This is a genomic window from Pseudoalteromonas sp. ASV78 (assembly GCF_047806705.1).
GTDB lineage: Bacteria > Pseudomonadota > Gammaproteobacteria > Enterobacterales > Alteromonadaceae > Pseudoalteromonas > Pseudoalteromonas prydzensis_A.
Genome location: NZ_JBLOPA010000001.1, coordinates 766,011 through 786,805, shown reverse-complemented (window position 1 = coordinate 786,805; position 20,795 = coordinate 766,011). Strand labels below are relative to the sequence as shown.

General features: G+C 41.4%; 18 protein-coding genes and 7 tRNA genes. 3 read left to right on the top strand and 22 right to left on the bottom strand.

Annotated features, from left to right (window positions below; genetic code table 11):
* Positions 1–47: 47 nt before the first annotated feature.
* The 3 genes from ACMVDV_RS03575 to ACMVDV_RS03565 form a co-directional block, all read right to left on the bottom strand.
* Positions 48–2,399 (bottom strand): TonB-dependent receptor domain-containing protein, encoded by a 2,352-nt coding sequence (locus tag ACMVDV_RS03575; protein WP_416157213.1) that lies wholly within the window; start codon positions 2,397–2,399, stop codon positions 48–50.
* A 121-nt stretch (positions 2,400–2,520) separates the two neighbouring features.
* The gene (locus tag ACMVDV_RS03570) at positions 2,521–4,560 is read right to left on the bottom strand and encodes an EAL domain-containing protein (RefSeq protein WP_416157212.1); all 2,040 of its coding nucleotides are present in this window, start codon (positions 4,558–4,560) and stop codon (positions 2,521–2,523) included.
* Positions 4,561–4,715: 155 nt separating this feature from the next.
* The gene (locus tag ACMVDV_RS03565) at positions 4,716–5,759 is read right to left on the bottom strand and encodes an alkene reductase (RefSeq protein WP_416157211.1); all 1,044 of its coding nucleotides are present in this window, start codon (positions 5,757–5,759) and stop codon (positions 4,716–4,718) included.
* 125 nt (positions 5,760–5,884) lie between these two features.
* Here ACMVDV_RS03565 and ACMVDV_RS03560 point away from each other — a divergent pair, with 125 nt between their 5' ends.
* Both ACMVDV_RS03560 and ACMVDV_RS03555 read left to right on the top strand, forming a co-directional pair.
* Positions 5,885–6,466, top strand: a complete 582-nt coding sequence (locus tag ACMVDV_RS03560) for a TetR/AcrR family transcriptional regulator (RefSeq protein ID WP_304184830.1) — start codon at positions 5,885–5,887, stop codon at positions 6,464–6,466.
* 72 nt (positions 6,467–6,538) lie between these two features.
* Positions 6,539–6,934: a DUF2750 domain-containing protein gene (locus ACMVDV_RS03555; protein ID WP_192540524.1), complete on the top strand. Its 396-nt coding sequence runs from the start codon at positions 6,539–6,541 to the stop codon at positions 6,932–6,934.
* Between the two features lie 85 nt (positions 6,935–7,019).
* Here the strand turns inward: ACMVDV_RS03555 and ACMVDV_RS03550 are convergent, their stop codons facing one another.
* Positions 7,020–7,532: a gluconokinase gene (locus tag ACMVDV_RS03550; protein WP_416157210.1), complete on the bottom strand. Its 513-nt coding sequence runs from the start codon at positions 7,530–7,532 to the stop codon at positions 7,020–7,022.
* Between the two features lie 151 nt (positions 7,533–7,683).
* On the opposite strand from ACMVDV_RS03550, the gene gntU reads away from it, so the two are divergent.
* Positions 7,684–9,027 carry a gluconate transporter gene (gntU, locus tag ACMVDV_RS03545; RefSeq protein ID WP_416157209.1) on the top strand — a complete coding sequence of 448 codons (1,344 nt, stop codon included), beginning with the start codon at positions 7,684–7,686 and terminating at the stop codon, positions 9,025–9,027.
* Between the two features lie 42 nt (positions 9,028–9,069).
* On the opposite strand, the gene gntR is transcribed toward gntU, so the two are convergent.
* The 18 genes from gntR to ruvC all read right to left on the bottom strand — a co-directional run bounded on the left by gntR (position 9,070) and on the right by ruvC (position 20,725).
* The gene (gene gntR, locus ACMVDV_RS03540) at positions 9,070–10,077 is read right to left on the bottom strand and encodes a gluconate operon transcriptional repressor GntR (protein ID WP_416157208.1); all 1,008 of its coding nucleotides are present in this window, start codon (positions 10,075–10,077) and stop codon (positions 9,070–9,072) included.
* 193 nt (positions 10,078–10,270) lie between these two features.
* Positions 10,271–10,360, bottom strand: a tRNA-Ser gene (locus tag ACMVDV_RS03535).
* A 147-nt stretch (positions 10,361–10,507) separates the two neighbouring features.
* Positions 10,508–11,548 (bottom strand): quinolinate synthase NadA, encoded by a 1,041-nt coding sequence (gene nadA, locus ACMVDV_RS03530; protein WP_416157207.1) that lies wholly within the window; start codon positions 11,546–11,548, stop codon positions 10,508–10,510.
* A 410-nt stretch (positions 11,549–11,958) separates the two neighbouring features.
* Positions 11,959–12,034 (bottom strand) — tRNA-Lys (locus tag ACMVDV_RS03525).
* Positions 12,035–12,099: 65 nt separating this feature from the next.
* Positions 12,100–12,175 (bottom strand) — tRNA-Lys (locus ACMVDV_RS03520).
* A 65-nt stretch (positions 12,176–12,240) separates the two neighbouring features.
* A tRNA-Lys gene (locus tag ACMVDV_RS03515) sits at positions 12,241–12,316 on the bottom strand.
* A gap of 65 nt (positions 12,317–12,381) precedes the next feature.
* Positions 12,382–12,457 (bottom strand) — tRNA-Lys (locus ACMVDV_RS03510).
* Positions 12,458–12,522: 65 nt separating this feature from the next.
* Positions 12,523–12,598, bottom strand: a tRNA-Lys gene (locus ACMVDV_RS03505).
* 56 nt (positions 12,599–12,654) lie between these two features.
* A tRNA-Lys gene (locus tag ACMVDV_RS03500) sits at positions 12,655–12,730 on the bottom strand.
* Between the two features lie 168 nt (positions 12,731–12,898).
* Positions 12,899–13,651: a tol-pal system protein YbgF gene (ybgF, locus tag ACMVDV_RS03495; RefSeq protein WP_416157206.1), complete on the bottom strand. Its 753-nt coding sequence runs from the start codon at positions 13,649–13,651 to the stop codon at positions 12,899–12,901.
* 13 nt (positions 13,652–13,664) lie between these two features.
* Positions 13,665–14,207, bottom strand: a complete 543-nt coding sequence (gene pal, locus ACMVDV_RS03490; protein ID WP_416157205.1) for a peptidoglycan-associated lipoprotein Pal — start codon at positions 14,205–14,207, stop codon at positions 13,665–13,667.
* A 35-nt stretch (positions 14,208–14,242) separates the two neighbouring features.
* On the bottom strand, positions 14,243–15,601 hold the full coding sequence (tolB, locus tag ACMVDV_RS03485) for a Tol-Pal system beta propeller repeat protein TolB (RefSeq protein ID WP_416157204.1): 1,359 nt from the start codon (positions 15,599–15,601) through the stop codon (positions 14,243–14,245).
* A gap of 9 nt (positions 15,602–15,610) precedes the next feature.
* Entirely contained in the window at positions 15,611–16,537 is a 927-nt protein-coding gene (gene tolA, locus ACMVDV_RS03480) for a cell envelope integrity protein TolA (protein ID WP_416157203.1), read from the bottom strand.
* Position 16,538: 1 nt separating this feature from the next.
* Positions 16,539–16,973, bottom strand: coding sequence for a protein TolR (tolR, locus tag ACMVDV_RS03475; protein WP_145233094.1), 435 nt, complete (start codon positions 16,971–16,973; stop codon positions 16,539–16,541).
* A complete protein-coding gene (gene tolQ / locus ACMVDV_RS03470) occupies positions 16,960–17,664 on the bottom strand; it encodes a protein TolQ (protein ID WP_416157202.1) in 705 nt (234 codons plus the stop codon). Before tolQ ends, tolR begins: the two co-directional genes overlap by 14 nt.
* A gap of 902 nt (positions 17,665–18,566) precedes the next feature.
* Entirely contained in the window at positions 18,567–19,574 is a 1,008-nt protein-coding gene (gene ruvB / locus ACMVDV_RS03465; protein WP_064666945.1) for a Holliday junction branch migration DNA helicase RuvB, read from the bottom strand.
* 7 nt (positions 19,575–19,581) lie between these two features.
* Positions 19,582–20,199 carry a Holliday junction branch migration protein RuvA gene (ruvA, locus tag ACMVDV_RS03460; RefSeq protein ID WP_304185117.1) on the bottom strand — a complete coding sequence of 206 codons (618 nt, stop codon included), beginning with the start codon at positions 20,197–20,199 and terminating at the stop codon, positions 19,582–19,584.
* A 1-nt stretch (position 20,200) separates the two neighbouring features.
* Positions 20,201–20,725, bottom strand: a complete 525-nt coding sequence (gene ruvC, locus ACMVDV_RS03455) for a crossover junction endodeoxyribonuclease RuvC (protein ID WP_304185118.1) — start codon at positions 20,723–20,725, stop codon at positions 20,201–20,203.
* Between the last annotated feature and the right edge of the window lie 70 nt (positions 20,726–20,795).

Sequence of the window (20,795 nt, the reverse complement as noted above, 5' to 3'; positions counted from 1 at the left end):
AATAGCAAAAAGCCCATCAATGATGGGCTTTGTGTTTACACTATAGCTTAGAAATTAGCAGTAAATGTCAGTGCCGCTGTGCGCGGTGCACCAATAAAGTAAGTAGAGCCATTACCTGTGCCACCAGCAAGGTATTGTTTATCTGTTAGGTTAGTCACTGCAAAGGCAATGTCGATTGATTTAAATGCCCCTGCATTTACTTCAGCGTAGTAGCCTGCGTTAAAATCAATCACGGTATAACCATCAACCTCATTGCGAATGCGGGTTTGTTCATCCGTCCATGCACCTAAACGCTCACCTGTGTATTTAGCTGAAATACCAAAACGAAAATCACCGCTGTAGTAATCAGTAGAGAGCACAAACATATCACTTGGTGCATCGATTACATCATCGCCCGCTCTAAAGCTTGGCCCTGCACCATCAATTAGCTCACCGTTTGCATATGAACTTGGGTCGTCAGAAGCGTATTCAGAGCTATTGTTAGTGTACGAAGTGTAGATATTCCACTCATTGGTTAGCATATAGCTTGCTGATAATTCAAAACCTTGTGATTCAATACCACCCACATTAATGTACGAACCATTAGTGCCTATAGTGTAATCAATACCGCTGGTATCACTACCCGGGGCAATAAAGGTGATACGGTTTTCAAACTCAATTGAATAAGCAGTTGCCGTAAGGCTTAAACGGTCAGCGTTATAACGTACACCAAAATCAATATTTTCAGCGGTTTCTGGCTCAATATCGGTAAGCGTTGAGCTGTCACGCTCAAGTACGCCATCTTTAATTGCTGCAAAATTTTCGCTGTAACTGGCGAATAACTCGGTGCTGCTATTAAGCTGATAAAGCACACCTGCGCTAAACAGTACATCTGAGTCACTGTCTACTTTATCTGAGCTGATATCATTAAAATGGTCATACTTTTGTAACTCCACCAAATATTGCTTAGCACCCATGTTTAAGGTGAAATCGCCCAGCGCCATTGAGTCTTGCAAGTACCATTTGAAGGTGTCGGTATCAAAGGTGTTTTTATACTGAGTCCAGTATGGGGTGCTGTCAAAGTGATGATAGACACGAGCATCAATTACTTTATGCCAATCACGCGATTCATCGCGCTCTGATTGCTCATACCAAATACCCGCTTCAATATCGTGCATACCAAGCGTTAGTTGGTAATTAGCGGTTAAACCTAAACGGTTTTTATCATAATGAGTATGACGATACGACATCACAGGTGTGGCATCTGCTGAATAACATGCTGGGTTTAAGCCAGGGCCCGATTCCCACGGCCAACTTAAACTTTGCGTGCAACCTTCGTTTGGCGCCAGTGGCTTACCATCACTATCTACAAAGCCATACGAGCCGGCATTACTGCCACCTTCTGTGGTTGGGTTGCCATTTTCATCAACGGGTGAGGTTAAATACGGTGGGATCCAGTCCCCTCGGCCTGAGTTTTTATGATAATACGGGCTGACTGTAAGTAATGACGACGGTGAAATAGCGTATTCAAACTTTAAATAACCTAAGGTGTTTTCGCGTAACGTGCCCCAACCTTCTGCAAACATTTGGTCAAAGTGCGGAGTGCCTGTCCAATTCCACGTTAGTTGATCCCAATCTGGCGTTTGTGCAAATTGTTCAAGGCTTACGCTGTTGTAGTTTGTTTCGCTAACATCGTCATACGACAAGCGCCCTGTCAGGGTTAACGCGTCAAAGTTTGATACAAACTTAAGCTCAGCATGTTGGTTATCTTTACCACCATTGCTGCCATCGCCTATCCAACGGCTTGTATCAGTTTGCGAGTAACTCACATAGGCTTGGGTGTTGTTAAAAATGCTGCCTGTTTCATGTTTAAAGTAATAACGTGAGGCATTATGATCGCCATTGGTATAAGCGAAGGTGGTGCTTTTTTCAAGGCTTGGATCTTTACTGACAAAGTTAAACGTACCACCTAAAGCCTCAAGTGAGGCTGAGGCGATATCTGAGGTACCTTGGCCTACTTCTACCGTGGCTAAATTTTCGCTGTCTAAATAACGGTTCGCTTTTGCCCCGCCACCATAATTAGAGCCACCATTTGGAATGCCATCAACAGTCATACCTAATTGCTGTTGGTTGCCGTCAATGCTAAAGCCACGCATGGTGATCGTGGTTGACCAATCATCACCACCAAATGCATCACCTTCGTTAATACTGATACCAGGCAAGTTATCAATCACCGCCAAGACACTTGATACTGAGCTTTGTTGCTCAATCATTGATTGTTCAATCACACTATTGGCGTAACTGGTCGGTTTAGCCACTACAGTGACTTCTTCTATTTCATTATTATTGGCAAAGCTGTTAGTTGAAAAAGCCAAAGCGATAGCAAGGCTCAGAGTCGATTGTTTTGTCAAAGTACGCATTATTGTCCCATTTGCAATTGTTATTTTGGATGCGGGCACAGTATGGCGAGGATTTGTGACAAAATAGGTCCAGAATGTTGACACAATGATTAAACAAATATAGAACTTTTATGGCAACTACTTACAGCTGGCCGGAATTATTACGGGTTTGGGTAAAGCTTATCACCTCATTACGTAGCATTGCGGGAGCGTATAACCAACCTTGTGCTGTCGTGATCCCTAAACTTTTCACCCACTGCTCCTCTGCGTGTGTTTCTATGCCTTCGGCAACAACAGCAAAGCCAAGCTTGGCAAATAACTCGGTAACTTGTTGATAGAGGATCCGGCCAGCATCTTGCTGGCATTGCAGTAAAAACTGGCGATCTAATTTAACGTGCTTTACTGGGAAATGAGTCAACATAGATAAACTTGAATACCCCGTACCAAAGTCATCCAGCACAGTTTCGATATTATGAGCGCGCAGCTTGTTGATATTTTGCGTCACGATGATTTGTTGTTCGAGGTAGCTTGATTCAACAATTTCGATTTTCACTTGATCAGCAAACCCAACAAACAGCTGGCAAATTTTCTCAACCATTGCGGTGTTGATAAGCACATCAGGATTAACATTAATACTGATGTTTGGCTTAAAGCCCACATTACGCCACTGAGTTAAATCACGCGCCGCTTGCTTAATTACCCAACCATCGATGATATCGGTTTGCTTGTGCATGATCAGGGTATCCAAAAAATAAGGACCCGATACACTGCCATCGTTATTATGTAAGCGTAGCAATGCTTCAAAGCCGATTACTTGGCCCGTGCTTAAATCGATTTGTGGCTGGTAATACAAGGCTAACCTTGCTTTTGAAATGGTATTTAGCACGGTGGTCAGTTGCGCGCTGGAAAGGTTTTGTGCTCTTTGTTGCTTGATAAAACGCTGCTCAGAGTTCGCGGCAAATCGCTCACTCACATTTAATTGGCTACTGAGTTTATTAAACGCCATCTGGTAATTATTTTTTTCACTGCTTAAACGTAAAAATGGGTAATAAATACAAGCATTACAAAGTATCAAAAATACTTGATACACAGCTGCGGATGCATCAGTGCCAACCATAGCACCGTTGATGATGGTTGGCGTCATCCAGCTAATGGTCACTTCTTGGTAACCGATTACCCCACTCGATAATAAAAAATAACTGATCAGAAAGTTAAAGCACGGCACTAAAATAAAGGGCACTAACAACAGAGGGTTTAAAAATACAGGGAGTGCAAACAAGATAATTTCGCAGAAATTAAATAACGAAAACGGGATCGATATTTTTGCAATGCTTTTTTCGTGACTGCCATTTGGCAATAAAAATGCAGCAACGATTAAGCCAATAAAACAGCCCGTTCCACCTATCAACACAAAGGTATCGTAAAATGTTTTTGCCGTTAAACCCGGCACAATATCTTGCTGTAAAAACAGTTGCTCAAACATCATTGCATAGGCGTTATCACCATGCACACCGAAAAACCAAAAACTATGCACGATGATCATACGTTTAAATAATTGCATTACGACGCTGCTATCATCGCTACTTGGTACAACATACAACAATGCCGATTGCACACTCACTTCAATCAAGGGCACAATTAAATACAGCGCAAAAAATGCCAAGCTAAAAGGCACGATCAAAGACAGCTTTTCTTTTAAAAAATCACTAATTAGTGGTAATTCAAGCCAGTGTTTAGGAATCAATTTATACCCCAACATCAGCAAGTAACTGGTTAAAGACGGCACCAATACAGCATAAGCCGATGCGCCAGTACCGTTGACAGCAAGCTCACCATTGTTAAACGTTAAAAAATCGCTATGCGCGCAAAACCCCACTAACGCTAACATACTGCCAACCACAGCACTGTTGCCTAAATTTTTTGATAAATGAAAGCCTACCGAAAGTGCGACCATTAAAGGGAATAAGACAAAAATGATATTCGAGCTATGTTCAATAACGCGATACAGCAGATCGCCGGGGGATAAAAAAGCAAAATTAACGGCAAGGTTTAATACTAGAATTGCCAATGCGGAGCTTACAAAATACGGGAGCAATGCAATAAATGCTTCGCGTAATGAAATAATATAGCGCGATTGAGCAAATACAGAAAACAGTATATTGAGTTGCTTTAGAACCAACACAGTACTTCTCAAAATTAATTTATGTAACCGAGTATAATTTATTTACCCTGCAATTGTTAATAATTTAAAACAACGCTTAACATGGCCGATATAACGTTGTCATGTGCAAAAAAATACCACCGATAACGGTGGTATATAACTTTTACTGACTTAGCTTAAATAAGTTCAGCTAACATACTTTCATCGTATGTAACTAACTGTTCATTGTTGGCAATTTTGCTCACATAATCAGGATTTGCAATAAATGGCCGACCAATGGCAATTAAGTCAAATTTATTGTCATTTATCGCCGTGGTGGCACTCTCATAGTCATAACCACCCACGCCAACCAGCGTGCCACTAAAGTGCTCGCGTAAGTACTCAGACGTGGTTTTATTTCCTAAGCTTGCAAAGCGCATGCTGTCATCAAAAATACCACCATGTAAGTAGGCAAGTTTACGCGTGTTTAGCTGAGCGAGTAAATAATCAAATACGGCTTGGTCACGGTTATCTTCGCTCATATTAAAATAAGCACCCGGTGATAAGCGCAGTGCTGTTTTATCAGCGCCAATTGCTGCGATAACGCCATCAACCACTGCTAACGCAAAGCGTGCCATATTTTCAGGGGTTTGCCCGTATTCATCAGTGCGCTCATTGGCTGCGAAATGTAAAAACTGATCAATCAGATAGCCATTTGCGCCATGAATTTCAACGCCGTCAAAGCCTGCTTCTACTGCGTTTTCAGCCGCTTTTACGTAATCAGCTATTAGGCCTTTAATATCTTCAAGGGTGGCCGCTTTTGGTGTTTGGTAAGTTAACTCACGCATCCGTGGTACTGAGCCTTGTACACCAATGGCTGATGGTGCAAGTACTTCGCCGTCAAAAAAGTGTGGATGTGCTACACGGCCTACATGCCATAGTTGTGCAAATATTTTACCGCCGTTAGCGTGTACTGCGTCGGTTACTTTTCTCCAGCCTTGAATTTGCTCGCTGGTAAATAAACCAGGGGTATTTGGGTAACCTTGTGCATCAGGGCGAATAATCGTGGCTTCACTGATAATTAAGCCCGCACCTGCGCGGCGCGCATAATAGTCAACCATGGCTTGCGTTGGTACTAAGTTATCGTCTGCCATACAACGCGTTAATGGCGCCATCAGTATACGGTTTTGTAATGCTATGCTGTTATTCAGTTTAAATGGTTGCAGTAGTTCTGTGGTCATTATTATCAATCCTTATCTTGAATGTATATTCAAGATAAGGGCGTGCCCTAAAATATTCAAGTCTATTTTTGAATATTTGTTCAAGATTAAGTAAACTGCCTTCACCAACACAATAAGAGAGCACTATGAGAGTAGCCGAATTTGACCGCGAGTATGTACTGCGCCAAGCGATGCTTGCTTTTATGCAATGCGGTTATGCCAAAACCAGTATGCAAAAATTAACGCAAGTTACTGCACTGCATCCAGGCTCTTTATATGCGGCATTTGGTAATAAAAAAGGCATTTTTTTAGCGGCAATTGAGCAATATCAAACTGATCGTAACCAACAATTCACAGCGCTATTTTGTGAACATAAACCAGTATTACCTAGCCTGCGCCTTTATTTGGATGCAATTATCAAAGAGTGCGTTTGTGGTGATGCGATGAAAGTATGCTTGCTTACAAAAAGTATTAGTGAAGTTGAAGGACAAGATTTACAAATAAGCCAAGTACTAATGGCTAATTTAAACGCCTACGAAAACGCCCTTGCCGAACAATTTGAGCGCGCGATAAAAGAAGGTGAAATCCCAAATACACGCACAGCTGAGCATCTAGCTCGTTTTTTAGCGATGGGTCTTTACGGCTTGCGAACCTATGCACTGACTAACCGTAACGAACAAGATCTAAGCCAGCTCGCCGACGATTTATACCACGCAATGTGTAATTAATTTTTAACTAATCGACATTTTGTCATAATAGTCAATATACTATACCTAAGCCATTCTAGAGAGAGTCTATTAATGAGTAATGCAACAGCAACCGCATCTGAAAAATTTGAGACTATTCTAAATTTAGGAGCCAAAAAGAGACTGGCTTTTATGTTTGAGACAGTCCACGAATTCAAGCAAGTTTGGATATTAAATGACGACGATGGCTGTGTAATGCTTGCCAACGAAGATGATGATTGTGTACCGGTATGGCCAGAACGCATTTACGCCGAGGCATGGGCCACCGGTGAATGGGAAAACTGCACAGCAAAAGCGATCCCATTAAAAGATTGGCATTCACGCTGGACCCCGGGCCTTGAACAAGATGATTTACTCATCGCCGTATTCCCAACGGAAGAAGACGACGGCACAATTTTATTTCCAGATGAATTTGATTCACAGCTAAAAGCACCTAAAAAACGTTACTAATTATATATGTATAAATCGCAGGTGACTCTTGGTTTCCTGCGATTTTTATTATCCACACATCCCCTAAAAATGAGCACTTTAAAAGTTATAGCGCGGTCGCTTTAAAACAACTTTCAACTACGTCTGCAAATGGTTGGTCTATATCGATAGTAATTACATTGTTTTCATCCGGCATTTCCAGCGTATCAAACTGGCTTTTTAACAGTTCTACTGGCATAAAGTGGCCTCTCCTATCCCGCATTCTTTTTTTCACTAATGCAAACTCACCGTAAAGATGTAAAAAAGTGATACCCACATTACCATCACATATTTGCTGGCGGTATTTTTGTTTTAATGCAGAGCAAACAATAACAGCCACTTCATTTTTCTTTTCAATACTAAAAGCAGCATCACGAATTCTTTCTAACCAAGGGGTTCTGTCATTATCATTAAGTGGCTCCCCAGCAGCCATTTTTAATATATTTGCTTTTGGATGCAGATCATCACCATCAATAAACTTAACATTCATTTTTTTCGCTAATGCTTGGCCAACACTCGATTTGCCGGTGCTTGATACACCCATAATAATAAATATACGCCCAGTTGCTGTTTGGCTCACTTGATTAACCTCTATTTAATTTTAAATTCATTGCTTTCAATGTATTTATTATTTTTAGTTACAGGTAGTATGTTACCCGTAACAATTGATTATGTGAAGTTAAACAAAAATTAACCGAAAAATAATTTAAATAGTATTAAGTAGGAAGTATATGTCAGATTTATCTTTAATTTTAACGGCCGTGGGATCTATCTTTTTATTACTTTTTCTCGTAATGAAAGTCAGGCTACACGCTGTTGTTGCTTTGATATTAGTCTCTATGATCGCCGGATTGAGCTCAGGCATGAGCCCTGAAACGATCACCAAAACCATTGAAAAAGGCATGGCTGGCACCCTAGGCTTTGTTGCTGTAGTGGTTGCCTTAGGTGCTATGTTTGGCAAGGTTATGGAAGAAACTGGTGCACTTGATCGTATTGCACATACTCTTTTACACAGGTTTGGTGATAAAAATGCCAATTGGGCACTGACCTTTACGGGTTTTATTTGCGCTTTACCGTTATTTTTTGATGTTGCTGTGGTTCTATTAATTGGCATTGCTTTTGCCGTGGTCAGAAAAGGCGGCGGCAGTGTCATTAAAATTGGGATTGGTTTACTGGCAGGGATCGCATCTTGCCAAGCATTTTTAATTCCGGCCCCTGGTCCTATTTTAGTGGCCTCTGAATTAGGTGCTGACTATGGGTATATGATTTTGTTTGGCTTACTGGCAGGTATTCCAGCGATGCTACTTGGCGGCCCTATTTGGGGGGCTTTTATCGCTAAGTCTATTCATGTTGAACTGCCCTCTCATGCTCAAACAGCTAACGACATAAGAGCAGGCGAAGGGATCCCTAGCTTCGCGCTTGCCCTTGGTTTAATTGCCCTACCTTTGATTATGATCAGCTTAAATACCTTAGGTGGCCGATTAGTGCAAAACGATTCGACATTGGCTCATTGGCTTGCGTTTATTGGTCATCCATTTACTGCAATTATAACCGCCTGTTTAATGGCTTTTTACCTACTTGGTATAAAAAGAGGGGTGCCTAATAACAGAATAATGGAGATCTGCACTAGTGCGTTGCAACCCGCGGGAGTCATTATTCTGGTAACCGGCGCAGGTGGCGTGTTCAAGCAAGTGTTAATTGATTCTGGTGTTGGTGATGCACTGGGTAATTACCTTGCAGGATCGGGTTTACCGATTGTTATTTTAGCGTTTGTGTTGTCAGCAGCGGTTAGGGTCATTCAGGGCTCTGCAACCGTTGCTATGCTAACAGCATGTGGTTTAATTACCCCGATGTTAGCGCCTCTAGGGCTCAGTGGTGCACAACTTGCTGCAATCACCATTGCGATTGGTGGTGGCTCTATCGTGCTGTCTCATGTTAATGATTCGGGGTTTTGGCTGGCGAGTCGCTACCTTGGTCTAACTGAAATGCAAACCCTTAAAACATGGACGGTGATGGAAACAATTATTGGTACATGCGGTGCGATAGTCGCGATAATGATCTCGCTGTTTCTATAGCGATTAAATGCTCAAGCTATATTCGCTTGAGCATTTTCAATACTAAGCACTTTCACCTAAGTTAATTTTATAACCCACATCAAAAACCGACTCGTAATCTACTTCATCCTGTTTGCTATCAATAACGCTCAATAACCTTTCCCCAGCAAGATTCCCAATGTGTTGCCGCGGCGTTATTACACTGGCCAGTTGCGGCACCATAGATTGACCAACATCGTGACCATGAAAACCAACAATAGCCATCTGCTGCGGTACTGCGATATTATTTTTTTGACACTCGAAAACCGCACCAATCGCCAAGTCATCATTGGTACAAAAAACACAGTCTGTATCTGGGTAACTCTTGAGTGTTTGCAGTATCAGCTTTGCCCCTAAACTGTATGACGATGGCTTATCTGTCATGATGTCTCTAGGTGTTAATCCCCTTTTAGTCATCGCAGCTGCATAACCTTGCAGTTTAAGCTTTGTTCTCGTATCAAGCCTAGCACCTAAATAAACAATATTCTTATAGCCTTTATCTATCAGTGCGTTAGTCATATCAAAAGCCGCTTTAATATTATCAAAGCCAATTGAATACTGGATGGGAGGATGATTAATATCCATTATTTCGACAACTGGAATGCCTGCCATTTTTATCATTTGCCGAGTTCGCTCGGTATGGGTTGTCTCAGATAATATCAAGCCATCAACATGATAAGACAGTAAATATTCTACCCTTTTCTCTTCAATCTCTGGGCTATAACCATAATGCGCGAGCATAGTTTGATAACCTGCTGGTTCAACTACTTCTTCAATTCCTCGGATCACTTGCGCAAACACTTGGTTAGTCAATGATGGAACAAGTACACCAATAGAAAAGCTTTTCGCATTTGACAATAAATCGGGGGCTTTATTAGGTATATAACCAAGTAGGTCAATCGCTGCACTGATTTTACTGCGCGTAGCCTCAGAGACTTTCGTAGGACTTTTTAAATAACGACTTACCGTCATTTTAGTCATGCCTACCGCATCGGCAATATCTTGCAAAGAGGAGCGTTTACTTTTTTTCATTACAGATAATGTATTTTAAATGTTACCTGCAACATAACAATTTCGGTTGCAATTAGCCACTGCAGCAAACTCTTTATTTAATACTCATTAGCAGATAATAGAAATACGGATAGGGTTAAAAAAGCAAGTATTGGAAGGATAAAGGAAAGTACACATCGGTAAAAATTAAAAAGGCCGTCTTAATATTAAATAATGGCGGTGAGGGAGGGATTCGAACCCTCGTTAGGGATTAACCTAAACACACTTTCCAGGCGTGCGCCTTCAGCCACTCAGCCACCTCACCGCAGGCGTTAATGTATAACGCGGCGTAATAGTATGAAATAGCGTGCACTGGTGCAAGGTGTTTTTCCCTTTTACCTGTTAACTGCCTAGTAAACAAACAAAAAGGCCGCTGATAGTCATATCAGCGGCCTTATCTTTATAACTTAGTTTAGCGTTGTAGTGACGCTGAGAAATCGAGCATACGATTAAGCGACTTGAGTGCGCCTTCACGAAGGTCCATATCTACAAACACTTCTTTGCCAGTTGCATCTAATAACGCTTCCTCAATCGCTTTGAGGCCGTTCATTGCCATCCACGGGCAGTGCGCACAACTCTTACAGGTTGCGCCTTCACCTGCAGTTGGTGCGGCAACAAATTCTTTATCAGGACAAAGCTGCTGCATTTTATAAAAAATGCCGCGATCGGTGGCTACAATAAACTTTTGGTTAGCCATTGTTTGCGCTGCTTTGATCAATTGACTAGTTGAGCCTACCGCATCCGCTAACGCTACAATCTCTGCTGGTGATTCTGGGTGTACTAATACGCCCGCATCTGGATACAGCGCTTTCATATCTTTTAACGCTTTGGTTTTAAACTCGTCATGCACGATACATGCGCCATTCCACATGATCATGTCGGCGCCGGTATTCTTTTGAATATAGGCACCTAAATGTTTGTCTGGGCCCCAAATGATTTTTTCGCCCATTTCATCAAGGTGCTCAACAATCTCAAGCGCACACGATGAGGTTACGATCCAATCTGCGCGTGCTTTAACAGCAGTCGAGGTATTGGCATACACAACCACTTTACGATCAGGGTGCTGATCACAAAATGCTGAGAACTCTTCAATTGGGCAACCAATATCAAGCGAACAGGTTGCTTCAAGGGTTGGCATAACCACGGTTTTATTCGGGGTTAATATTTTCGCTGTTTCACCCATAAAACGTACACCGGCAACAATGATCATGTCAGCATCGTGCTTGGCACCAAAGCGCGCCATTTCTAACGAGTCAGCAACGCAGCCGCCAGTTTCTTCAGCAAGTGCTTGAATTTCTGGATCTGTATAATAATGGGCAACCAATACGGCATTTTTATCAATCAATAATTGCTTGATACGTGCTTTGTATTGCGCTTGCTCATCAACGTTCAACGGAGCTGGCTTAGGAGGAAAGATATAACCTTCAGGCATAATAGTTTGAGCTAAACTCATTTCTCGACCACTTAATCTACAGTGCAATTATGGGGCGAATTATACGAGAATATAAAACTAAATAACAGTAGTGTGCATAAATACCAATCGACTTAAATATTAAACCATCCTAGCGGGCTAAATAAAGCGTTAGCTGCGTTAGTAATTTTTTATGTACGACTGCATGGATGCAGGAGGTAGAGCAATGCAGGAGCAATTGCCGAGAACAACTACATGTCAAAGTTTCCGCCTTGTGAGCACTGTATTTATCTGTCGCTATAAATGGTCAGTAACTTAACACGATTGATATAATTGCAATTTGATTAAGACAATTATATTTAGCTTGACGCTGGTTTTGTAGTTTTTTTGATGTGACGCGATGTGAATTTAGTAAATGGGAATCAGGTAAACTGAAATTGAATAAACCAAAATGGTGGGTCATGATGGACTTGAACCATCGACCAATGGATTAAAAGTCCACTGCTCTACCAACTGAGCTAATGACCCGCTCTGGTGCTTACAAACAAGCTGCGTAAATCCGCCGATTAAACCATTCATTAGTGTATCAAGAATGGTGGGTCATGATGGACTTGAACCATCGACCAATGGATTAAAAGTCCACTGCTCTACCAACTGAGCTAATGACCCGCTCTGGTGCTTACAACAAGCTGCGTAGATCCGCCGATTAAAACCATTCATTAACATATCAAGAATGGTGGGTCATGATGGACTTGAACCATCGACTAATGGATTAAAAGTCCACTGCTCTACCAACTGAGCTAATGACCCGCTCTGGTGCTTACAACAAGCTACGTAAATCCGCCGATTAAAACCATTCATTAGTGTATAAAGAATGGTGGGTCATGATGGACTTGAACCATCGACCAATGGATTAAAAGTCCACTGCTCTACCAACTGAGCTAATGACCCGCTCTGGTGCTTACAACAAGCTACGTAAATCCGCCGATTGAAACCATTCATTAGCGTATAAAGAATGGTGGGTCATGATGGACTTGAACCATCGACCAATGGATTAAAAGTCCACTGCTCTACCAACTGAGCTAATGACCCGCTCTGGTGTACCTAAGTACTTACGTAAATCCGCCGATAAAAGACCATTCTAAGAATGGTGGGTCATGATGGACTTGAACCATCGACCAATGGATTAAAAGTCCACTGCTCTACCAACTGAGCTAATGACCCGCTCTTTTTGCCGCAATTTGAGTGGTTGAACCATTCGTTTGCTGCGGGCGCTTATAATACTTATTTAAAAAATGAGTGCAACAGAAAATGTCTCTTTTTTTAAGTTTTTATGTCTAGTTGACCAATTTTAGACCGCTTATGACAAAAAGCAGTCTAATCAAGCTGATTCTACATTTTTGCAATGCGATCAGTGGCCAATTTTGCAGCAGTTGTACTTGGGTATTGATTGATCAAATCATTAAAGGTTTTTAACGCTTGTTCAGCTAAACCTTGTTCTTGTAACAAAGTACCCAGTTTTAACATTGCATCAGGGCGCTTATTTGAATTTGGAAATTCATTTACCACAACTTTAAAGTGATCCGACGCTTTTACTGGATCATTTTTAATCGTTAGCAATTGCCCTAACCAATAATGAGCGTTTGATGCATACACAGAGTTTGGATACGTGGTTAAGAACGTTTGAAACTCTGGAATTGCCTGATCATAGCGCTTGTCTTTCATTATTAATGCCACTGCACGCTCGTAAGCTTCATTCTCAGACAGATCTGAACTAATTACTTGTGACGTAGCAGGCTCAGCATACTGATCAGCACTTGATGCGCTAGGCTGCGAATAAGCTTGGCTAACGCGATTTTCAATTTCTTGATACAGCTCGCGTTGACGCTGTAGTACTTTTTCTAGCTTGTAGGTTTGTTCTTCGGTGATCCCGCGAACTTGACTCACTTCATCTTGCAGCCTATTTAACTGTTGCTGTAACTCAACTTGTAATAAGTTGCGTGACTGCATCATGCTCTCAAGGGCAGCAAGGCGTTTTTCGATACTTGATTGTGAACTCGCAGCTTCTGAAACAGGAGCGGGAGCAGCCCAAATTTGGGTGCTCCCGCTCAATATCATGGCTGCCAAAATAATTTTCGGCTTCATAATGTCTCTAATCTTAGTAAACTAGTACCGCACGGCGGTTTTTAGCGAAAGCAGATTCAGTGCGTGATTTAACCATTGGCTTCTCTTCACCATAGCTCACTACTGACATTTGGCTTGCTGAAACACCTAAGCTTTGTAGGTATTTTTCAACTGCTTGGCCACGGTGCTCACCAAGTGCAATATTGTACTCAGGTGTGCCACGCTCATCGGCATGCCCTTCAATTAATACTTTAACTGATGGGTTTTTAACTAAAAACTCAGCGTGTGCACGAAGTAATTCGCCGTACTGTCCTTGAATAGTCGCAGTATCAAAACCAAAGTAAATCACTTGCTCTTGACGCAATTCGTCATACTTCTGACGAAGCTCTTCTTGTGCTTGCTGCTCTGGCGTTAATGTAGCAACTTCAACTGCATCATTATCTGTTGTTTGCTCAACAGTCGCTTGATTAGATTGATTTGCTGCACCTTCATCGATATCCGAAGATGAGCTACAAGCTGCTAGTGTCATAACTGGCACAGCAATTAGCAGGCCTTTAAGTATTTTATTAAGTTGCATTTAGTAGATTCCTATATTGAGTAAACCAGCAAATATTACTGTAAATAAGGCGACCACGCGGGTGCCTTTACTTGTCCATTTAGCACAGGTAACCGTGCTTTAAAGCGACCGTCCATTGATACTAGCGCTAGTACCTGCTTATTATTATGTAGCGTGCTATATATGATCATCGAACCATTTGGTGCTATGCTCGGTGATTCATCTAGGCGCGTTCGTGTTAATACTTGAAATGCGCCTGTAGCCAGCTCTTTCTTAGCAAGATGGTACTGCCCGTTGGTACGGTTAACCATCACTAATTCTTTGCCGTCAGGGGTAATAGAACCAGCTAGATTCATATCACCATCAAAGGTCATTCGTTGTGACCTGCCTGTTTGTAAATTTAACTTATAAATCTGAGCATTACCACCCCTTTCAGAGGTAAACACAATATCTTGACCATTCGGATGCCAAGACGGTTCAGTATCTATACTACGGTGGTTAGTCAAACGGGTCTCTTTACGTGTCGCTAAGTCTAGCATATACACTTCAGTTGCACCGTTTCTGTCTTTTGACAGCACTAATAATAATTTTTTACCATCTGGCGAAAATTGTGGCGCGCCATTAATACCTTGATGACTGGTAATAAGTTCACGTTTTCCAGAATATAAATCTTGCATATAAATTTGGCTTTGACGATTTTCAAAAGTCACATACGCAAGCTTAGTACCATCTGGTGACCATGCCGGAGACATTAACGGCTCTTGCGAACGTAATAAAACCTGCTCGTTAAAACCATCATAATCAGCCACTACTAGTTGGTAAGGCTTTGGTTCATCATCACGTACGATCACATAAGCAATTTTAGTTAAAAATGCGCCGCGCTCACCGGTGAGTCTCTCATAAATAACATCACTAATGCGGTGTGCATAACGTCTAAAGCCAGTATCGCTGATCACACTTTCGCGCGCTTCTTGAATATGATCTTGGTTTTTAATTAGTTTACCGTTGCTCATCATTTGTGTTGCGCCACCAGTAATTTGGCCGCGAATAACATCAACCAGCTCATAACGAACTAAATAACGACCATCTGTTTGCTGTTCAACTTCACCAACTAAAATGGCTTCAACACCTTTATTTACCCATGCAGCATAGTCTACGTCAGCATCTTTGCTAGGTAACTGCGGCATTTCATTAACGCCGATTGGTTTGAATTTACCGCTGCGCATTAAATCTGCAGCAATCACATCACTAAGCTTTTCTGGGATTGGCCCCACCCCTTTGTATTTAAATGGCACGATCGCAATTGGTCGCGCGCCATCTATGCCTTCGGTTATGACTATTTCAAGTGCTGCATTAGCAACACTGGCAAAGCCTAAAACGAAAATTAAACAAACTGTTTTCAACTGGTTGAACATACCATTCCTTTAAAATTGTGGCTTAATTGTTAAGTTAATATTTTTTAATTGCTCAAATACATCTTTATCTTTAGAAACTGGCAACGTATCAGCCATACGAACCGCTCTAAGCGCCGCTTCACATACTAACTTATCACCGCCTAAAGATTTAACCTGCGTTACCAAGCCATTAAAACCTAAGCGAATATTGACACGACATTGTTGATTTTTCATTTTTTCATCAATTAATAAATTTTGCTGGATGCGCGCCATTATTAATGCTTTGTATTTATCAACCTCAGTGCCTACCTGCTGTTGGCGAACTTTATTGCGTGCGGCTTGCTCTGACGCTAGCTGCTCTTGCAGCATTTGTTCTTGCAATGCTTTTTGACGCGCTTCTTCCGCGGCTTCTGCACGCTTTTTAGCCGCTAATTCTTCACGTTTGCGCTCGTCTGCAGCTTTCTTTAAAGCCTCTTCTTCCGCTTTACGTTTTTCAGCCGCAGCTTTAGCAGCGAGTTCTGCTTGCTCTTTTTGCTTTTCAGCTTGCTGTGCTTTCTCACGTTCTTTTTGTTCAATTTCACGGGCTTTTTTCGCCTGAGCTTGGGCTTGCGCGGTTTCTTTCTCTTTCGCGCGACGCTGTTGCTCTAGCTTTTTAATGCGGCGGTCTTCTGCTTCACGTTGTTTACGTGCATCTGACGCACGACGCTCTAAATCCCGAATACGTTTATCTTCAGCACGTTTTTTGTCATCTTCTTTACGTTTTAACTCAGCAATTTTTTGTTCAACCATTTTTTGGTCAACAGTCACCGCTGAAACCGCATTTTCAGCATCAGGCATAGCCTGGTTTAAGGTTACTTCCATTACTGTGGGCGCTGATGTATGAAAACTCGCCGTTCCTACCAAAACGCCTATTATAGCGAGGTGCAATAACACTGATTTTAATACTGAAGCACCCATATTAGTTTTTATTCCCTTCAAACGACTCAGTCATTAATCCCACTGAAGGTACACCGGCATTTTTTAAGAAATCCATCAATAATAATACCTCTTGATACGATACTTTGCCTGAACCTTTGATCATCACTGGGGTTTCTGGGTTTTTCATCAGTTGTAGCTTGATAACAGCGGCAACATCTAATGCTTCCATCGGCTCTTCAGGATCAGTTCCAATACTGACATAGTACTTACCTTGTGCGTCAATAGAGGCAATAATTGGCGGTGTATCTTTAGTATCAACTAAATCTGATTCTTCCATTTTTGGTAAATCAACTTTAACACCGTGTGTGATCAAAGGCGCGGTCGCCATAAAGATGATCAACAATACCAACATCACATCTATATAAGGAACTACGTTTATCTCTGCAACAGGACGACGTTTCTTACGCTGATACATTCGCTTTTGCCTCTATTTGTGTAGCTGCTTGACGGTGTAAAATATTTGCAAACTCTTCCATAAAGTTAATGTAGTTAGATTCCAGCTTTTCAACTCTATTAGCAAAACGGTTGTATGCAATAACCGCAGGAATAGCAGCGAATAAACCCATTGCGGTTGCAATTAGGGCTTCAGCAATACCTGGGGCAACCATTTGTAAGGTTGCTTGCTTAACTTCGCCTAGCGCAATAAAAGCATTCATAATGCCCCATACAGTACCAAATAAACCAATGTAAGGACTAATAGAACCAACCGTTGCTAAAAACGATAAGCTTGATTCTAGTTTTTCAATTTCACGGGATAACGCAACGCGCATTGAACGATGCGTGCCTTCCATTACGATACTAGCACTTTGAAACGACGTTTTTTTATGACGTGCAAATTCTTTAAAGCCAGCAATAAATAATGCTTCTATACCGCTTGAGTTACCGCTGCGTGATGAAATTTCGTTGTAAAGTTTGCTTAAATCAATGCCAGACCAAAATTTTTGTTCAAAGCGCTTGGCATTTGTTAACGCCTCAGAAATTGCTTTCTTACGTTGAAAAATAATTGCCCATGACATAACTGACATTGCTACCAGTGCCAACATTACCAACTGCACAAGAAAACTTGCTTCTAGAATTAAATCTAAAAAATTAAGCCCTGAACCCACATTAAACTCCTAATAAGATTTCTTGTAAAAACACCATTTCTTTTTACGCTAGGTATCTGACCAAAGGGTTGGCCAAAAAGTTGCAACTAGTGTATCGATTCAGATCCTTACTGACAACGCTATTGCTGTGAATTAGCAACAAAAAACGTTGAAAAGCAGGTCTGCAGCTTTTTTGCTTAGCTGAAAAACCAAGACACTTAAATCTTTATTCACAGCGACTTACGTAAACATTTTCACTCGGTGCGTATTTATAAACAAAAACCATGTAAAACACCTTGTTTATTCACAATCAGTGCATAACCAAGCAAAAGCAGCATTCTAAACTTAACGCAGAACAGTTAAACTAATCTGTTCAAAAACCAACCAATCAAATAAAGTTTCATAAATTCAACAAATTACTAACCTACTGTGAATTTTATGAACAAAAATAACGCAACCAAAAAAATCCAGTTATTAGTTTTTTTTATCTGAAAATTAAATTTTTCTAGTTTGAACAAAAAACAACAATTGCGTATTATTCTCCCATACCGAGCTAGCGCAGTAATGAATACTTCATGAAGCCCAGTTCTTTGCAATATGAATCTGATTTTTCGTATTGCTAAGCTTAAAGTCCTCTTGATAAAACTTGATGAGTTTAAGCTGTGTTCCCTAGATTACTTCCTTCAACTTGTTGTTTGCCCGCATTTTATGCGGGCTTTTTTTTGCCTGCAAATCACGCACAGCACGACCTCGCTATGGCGCATACAATATCGTTTATAAACTTAACAGCATGTGAATTATCGTCGTCGAAATAGCTAAACGCACAGGTAGATAGGCGCTAAGCGGTTAAAAAAGAACTGTTGCGTTATTTGCAGAGAAAAGTTTGCAGCCATATTTGAGTATATGGCTGCAAAAAATATAGTTTATTGTTGTTTAGGTAACAAACCAAAATGATGGTAGGCGTTATCAGAGACAATACGCCCGCGAGGAGTGCGTTGTATAAAGCCTTGTTGAATTAAATACGGCTCAATCACATCTTCGATAGTTTCTTTTTCTTCACCAATGGCGGCAGCAAGATTATCTAAACCAACGGGGCCACCCATAAACTTTTCGATGATGGCGAGCAAGTATTTACGGTCCATGTAATCAAAACCGCTTTTGTCTACATCAATCATGTTAAGTGCCAGCTCTGCCACTTCTGCATTGACTGTACCGTCTGATTTAACTTGCGTGTAATCACGTACTCGGCGCAATAATCGATTGGCGATACGTGGCGTACCACGAGAACGTTTAGCAATTTCTGCCGCGCCATCATCACACATTTGTAAATTTAAATAATGCGCAGAGCGCGCTACTATGGTTGAGAGATCGGCAACTGAATAAAACTCTAAACGCTGCACAATACCAAAACGGTCTCTCAGCGGTGAGGTTAACGAACCCGCGCGAGTGGTTGCACCAATCAGTGTAAAAGCCGGTAAATCAAGTTTGATAGAGCGCGCTGCTGGGCCTTCACCAATCATTAAATCAAGTTGGTAGTCTTCCATGGCGGGATAGAGTATTTCTTCAACTTGCGGGCTTAGCCTATGTATTTCGTCAATAAACAGTACATCCCCTTCTTCAAGGTTAGTAAGCAGCGCGGCTAAGTCCCCTGCTTTTTCAAGCACAGGGCCTGAGGTGGTTTTAATACTGACATTCAACTCGTTCGCCACAATATTTGCCAATGTGGTTTTACCTAATCCTGGTGGGCCAAATATTAATAAATGATCAAGTGCTTCACCACGCGTACGAGCCGCTTCTATAAATATTTCCATTTGCTGTTTAACATGGGGCTGACCAGTATAATCGGCTAATAGTTTTGGTCTAATCGCGCGATCGACTACATCTTCATTACTTTGTTCAGTCGCATCTATTAAACGATCCGCTTCAATCATGGTTTACTCACAACATTGATTTTAAAGATTCTTTTATAAGAACCTCTGTAGACATACCAGGCTTGGCCACTGATTTTACTGTTTTTTGTGCTTGCGCCAATTTATAACCTAACGATACCAACGCTGAGACTGCATCATCTGCAGTATTATTTGCGATCAGCGCGTCAGAGGCAGGCTCTATAACTGCATTATCACTAAATGGCGTGAATAAGTCATTACCCCAATCTTTTAATCGGTCTTTCATTTCCAGTACTAACCGTTCTGCGGTTTTTTTACCGACTCCCGGCAGTTTTACTAAACTAGTGGCATCTTCATTATTTACACAGCTCACAAATTGTTTAGCCGACATTCCTGAAAGTATTGCTAATCCGAGTTTAGGCCCCACACCATTGGCTTTTAATAACTCTCTAAATAATGCTCGCTCAATTTTATTATTAAAACCAAATAGTAACTGGGCGTCTTCTCTCACTACAAAATGAGTATACACAATGGCATTTTCGCCAATGTTTGGTAAATCATAAAAACACGTCATCGGCATGTTAACTTCGTAACCAACCCCGCTTACTTCAAGCAAAATCTCTGGCGGTTGTTTTTCGACTAAAATGCCATTTAAGCGACCTATCATATTATTTCCTTAAACGTCCTCTAACGGTTTTACTGGCACTGCCCGCTAGTTTTATTAAATTTTGATCTGAATGCGCATGACATATTGCAATGGCTAATGCATCGGCGGCGTCGGCCTGCGGTGTGCCTGGTAATTTTAAAATATTTTTAACCATATGCTGCACTTGCGATTTATCAGCACCACCGTGCCCTACTACTGCTTGTTTAATTTGCCGAGCAGAATATTCAAAAACAGCAAGCTCTGCCATGGCAGCGCCCACAATCGCCGCACCACGCGCTTGGCCCAGTTTTAATGCTGAATCTGGATTATGTGCCATAAACACTTTTTCAATGGCAAAGTGATCGGGAGAGAATTGTTCGATTAGTTGACTGATCCCTTGGTAAATCATTTTTAATCGAATAGGAAACTCGTGATCGGCCAGTTTTATACAACCGCTGCCTAAATAAGTAAATTTAGCCCCTTGATGGGCAATCACCCCATAGCCAGTTAATCGTGAGCCAGGATCAATCCCTAAAATAATAGCCAATACTTGCCCAATCAGTGTAAATAGTTAATTGCAGTAATAATGCCAGAGCACTGTATAAATTACCAGTGCT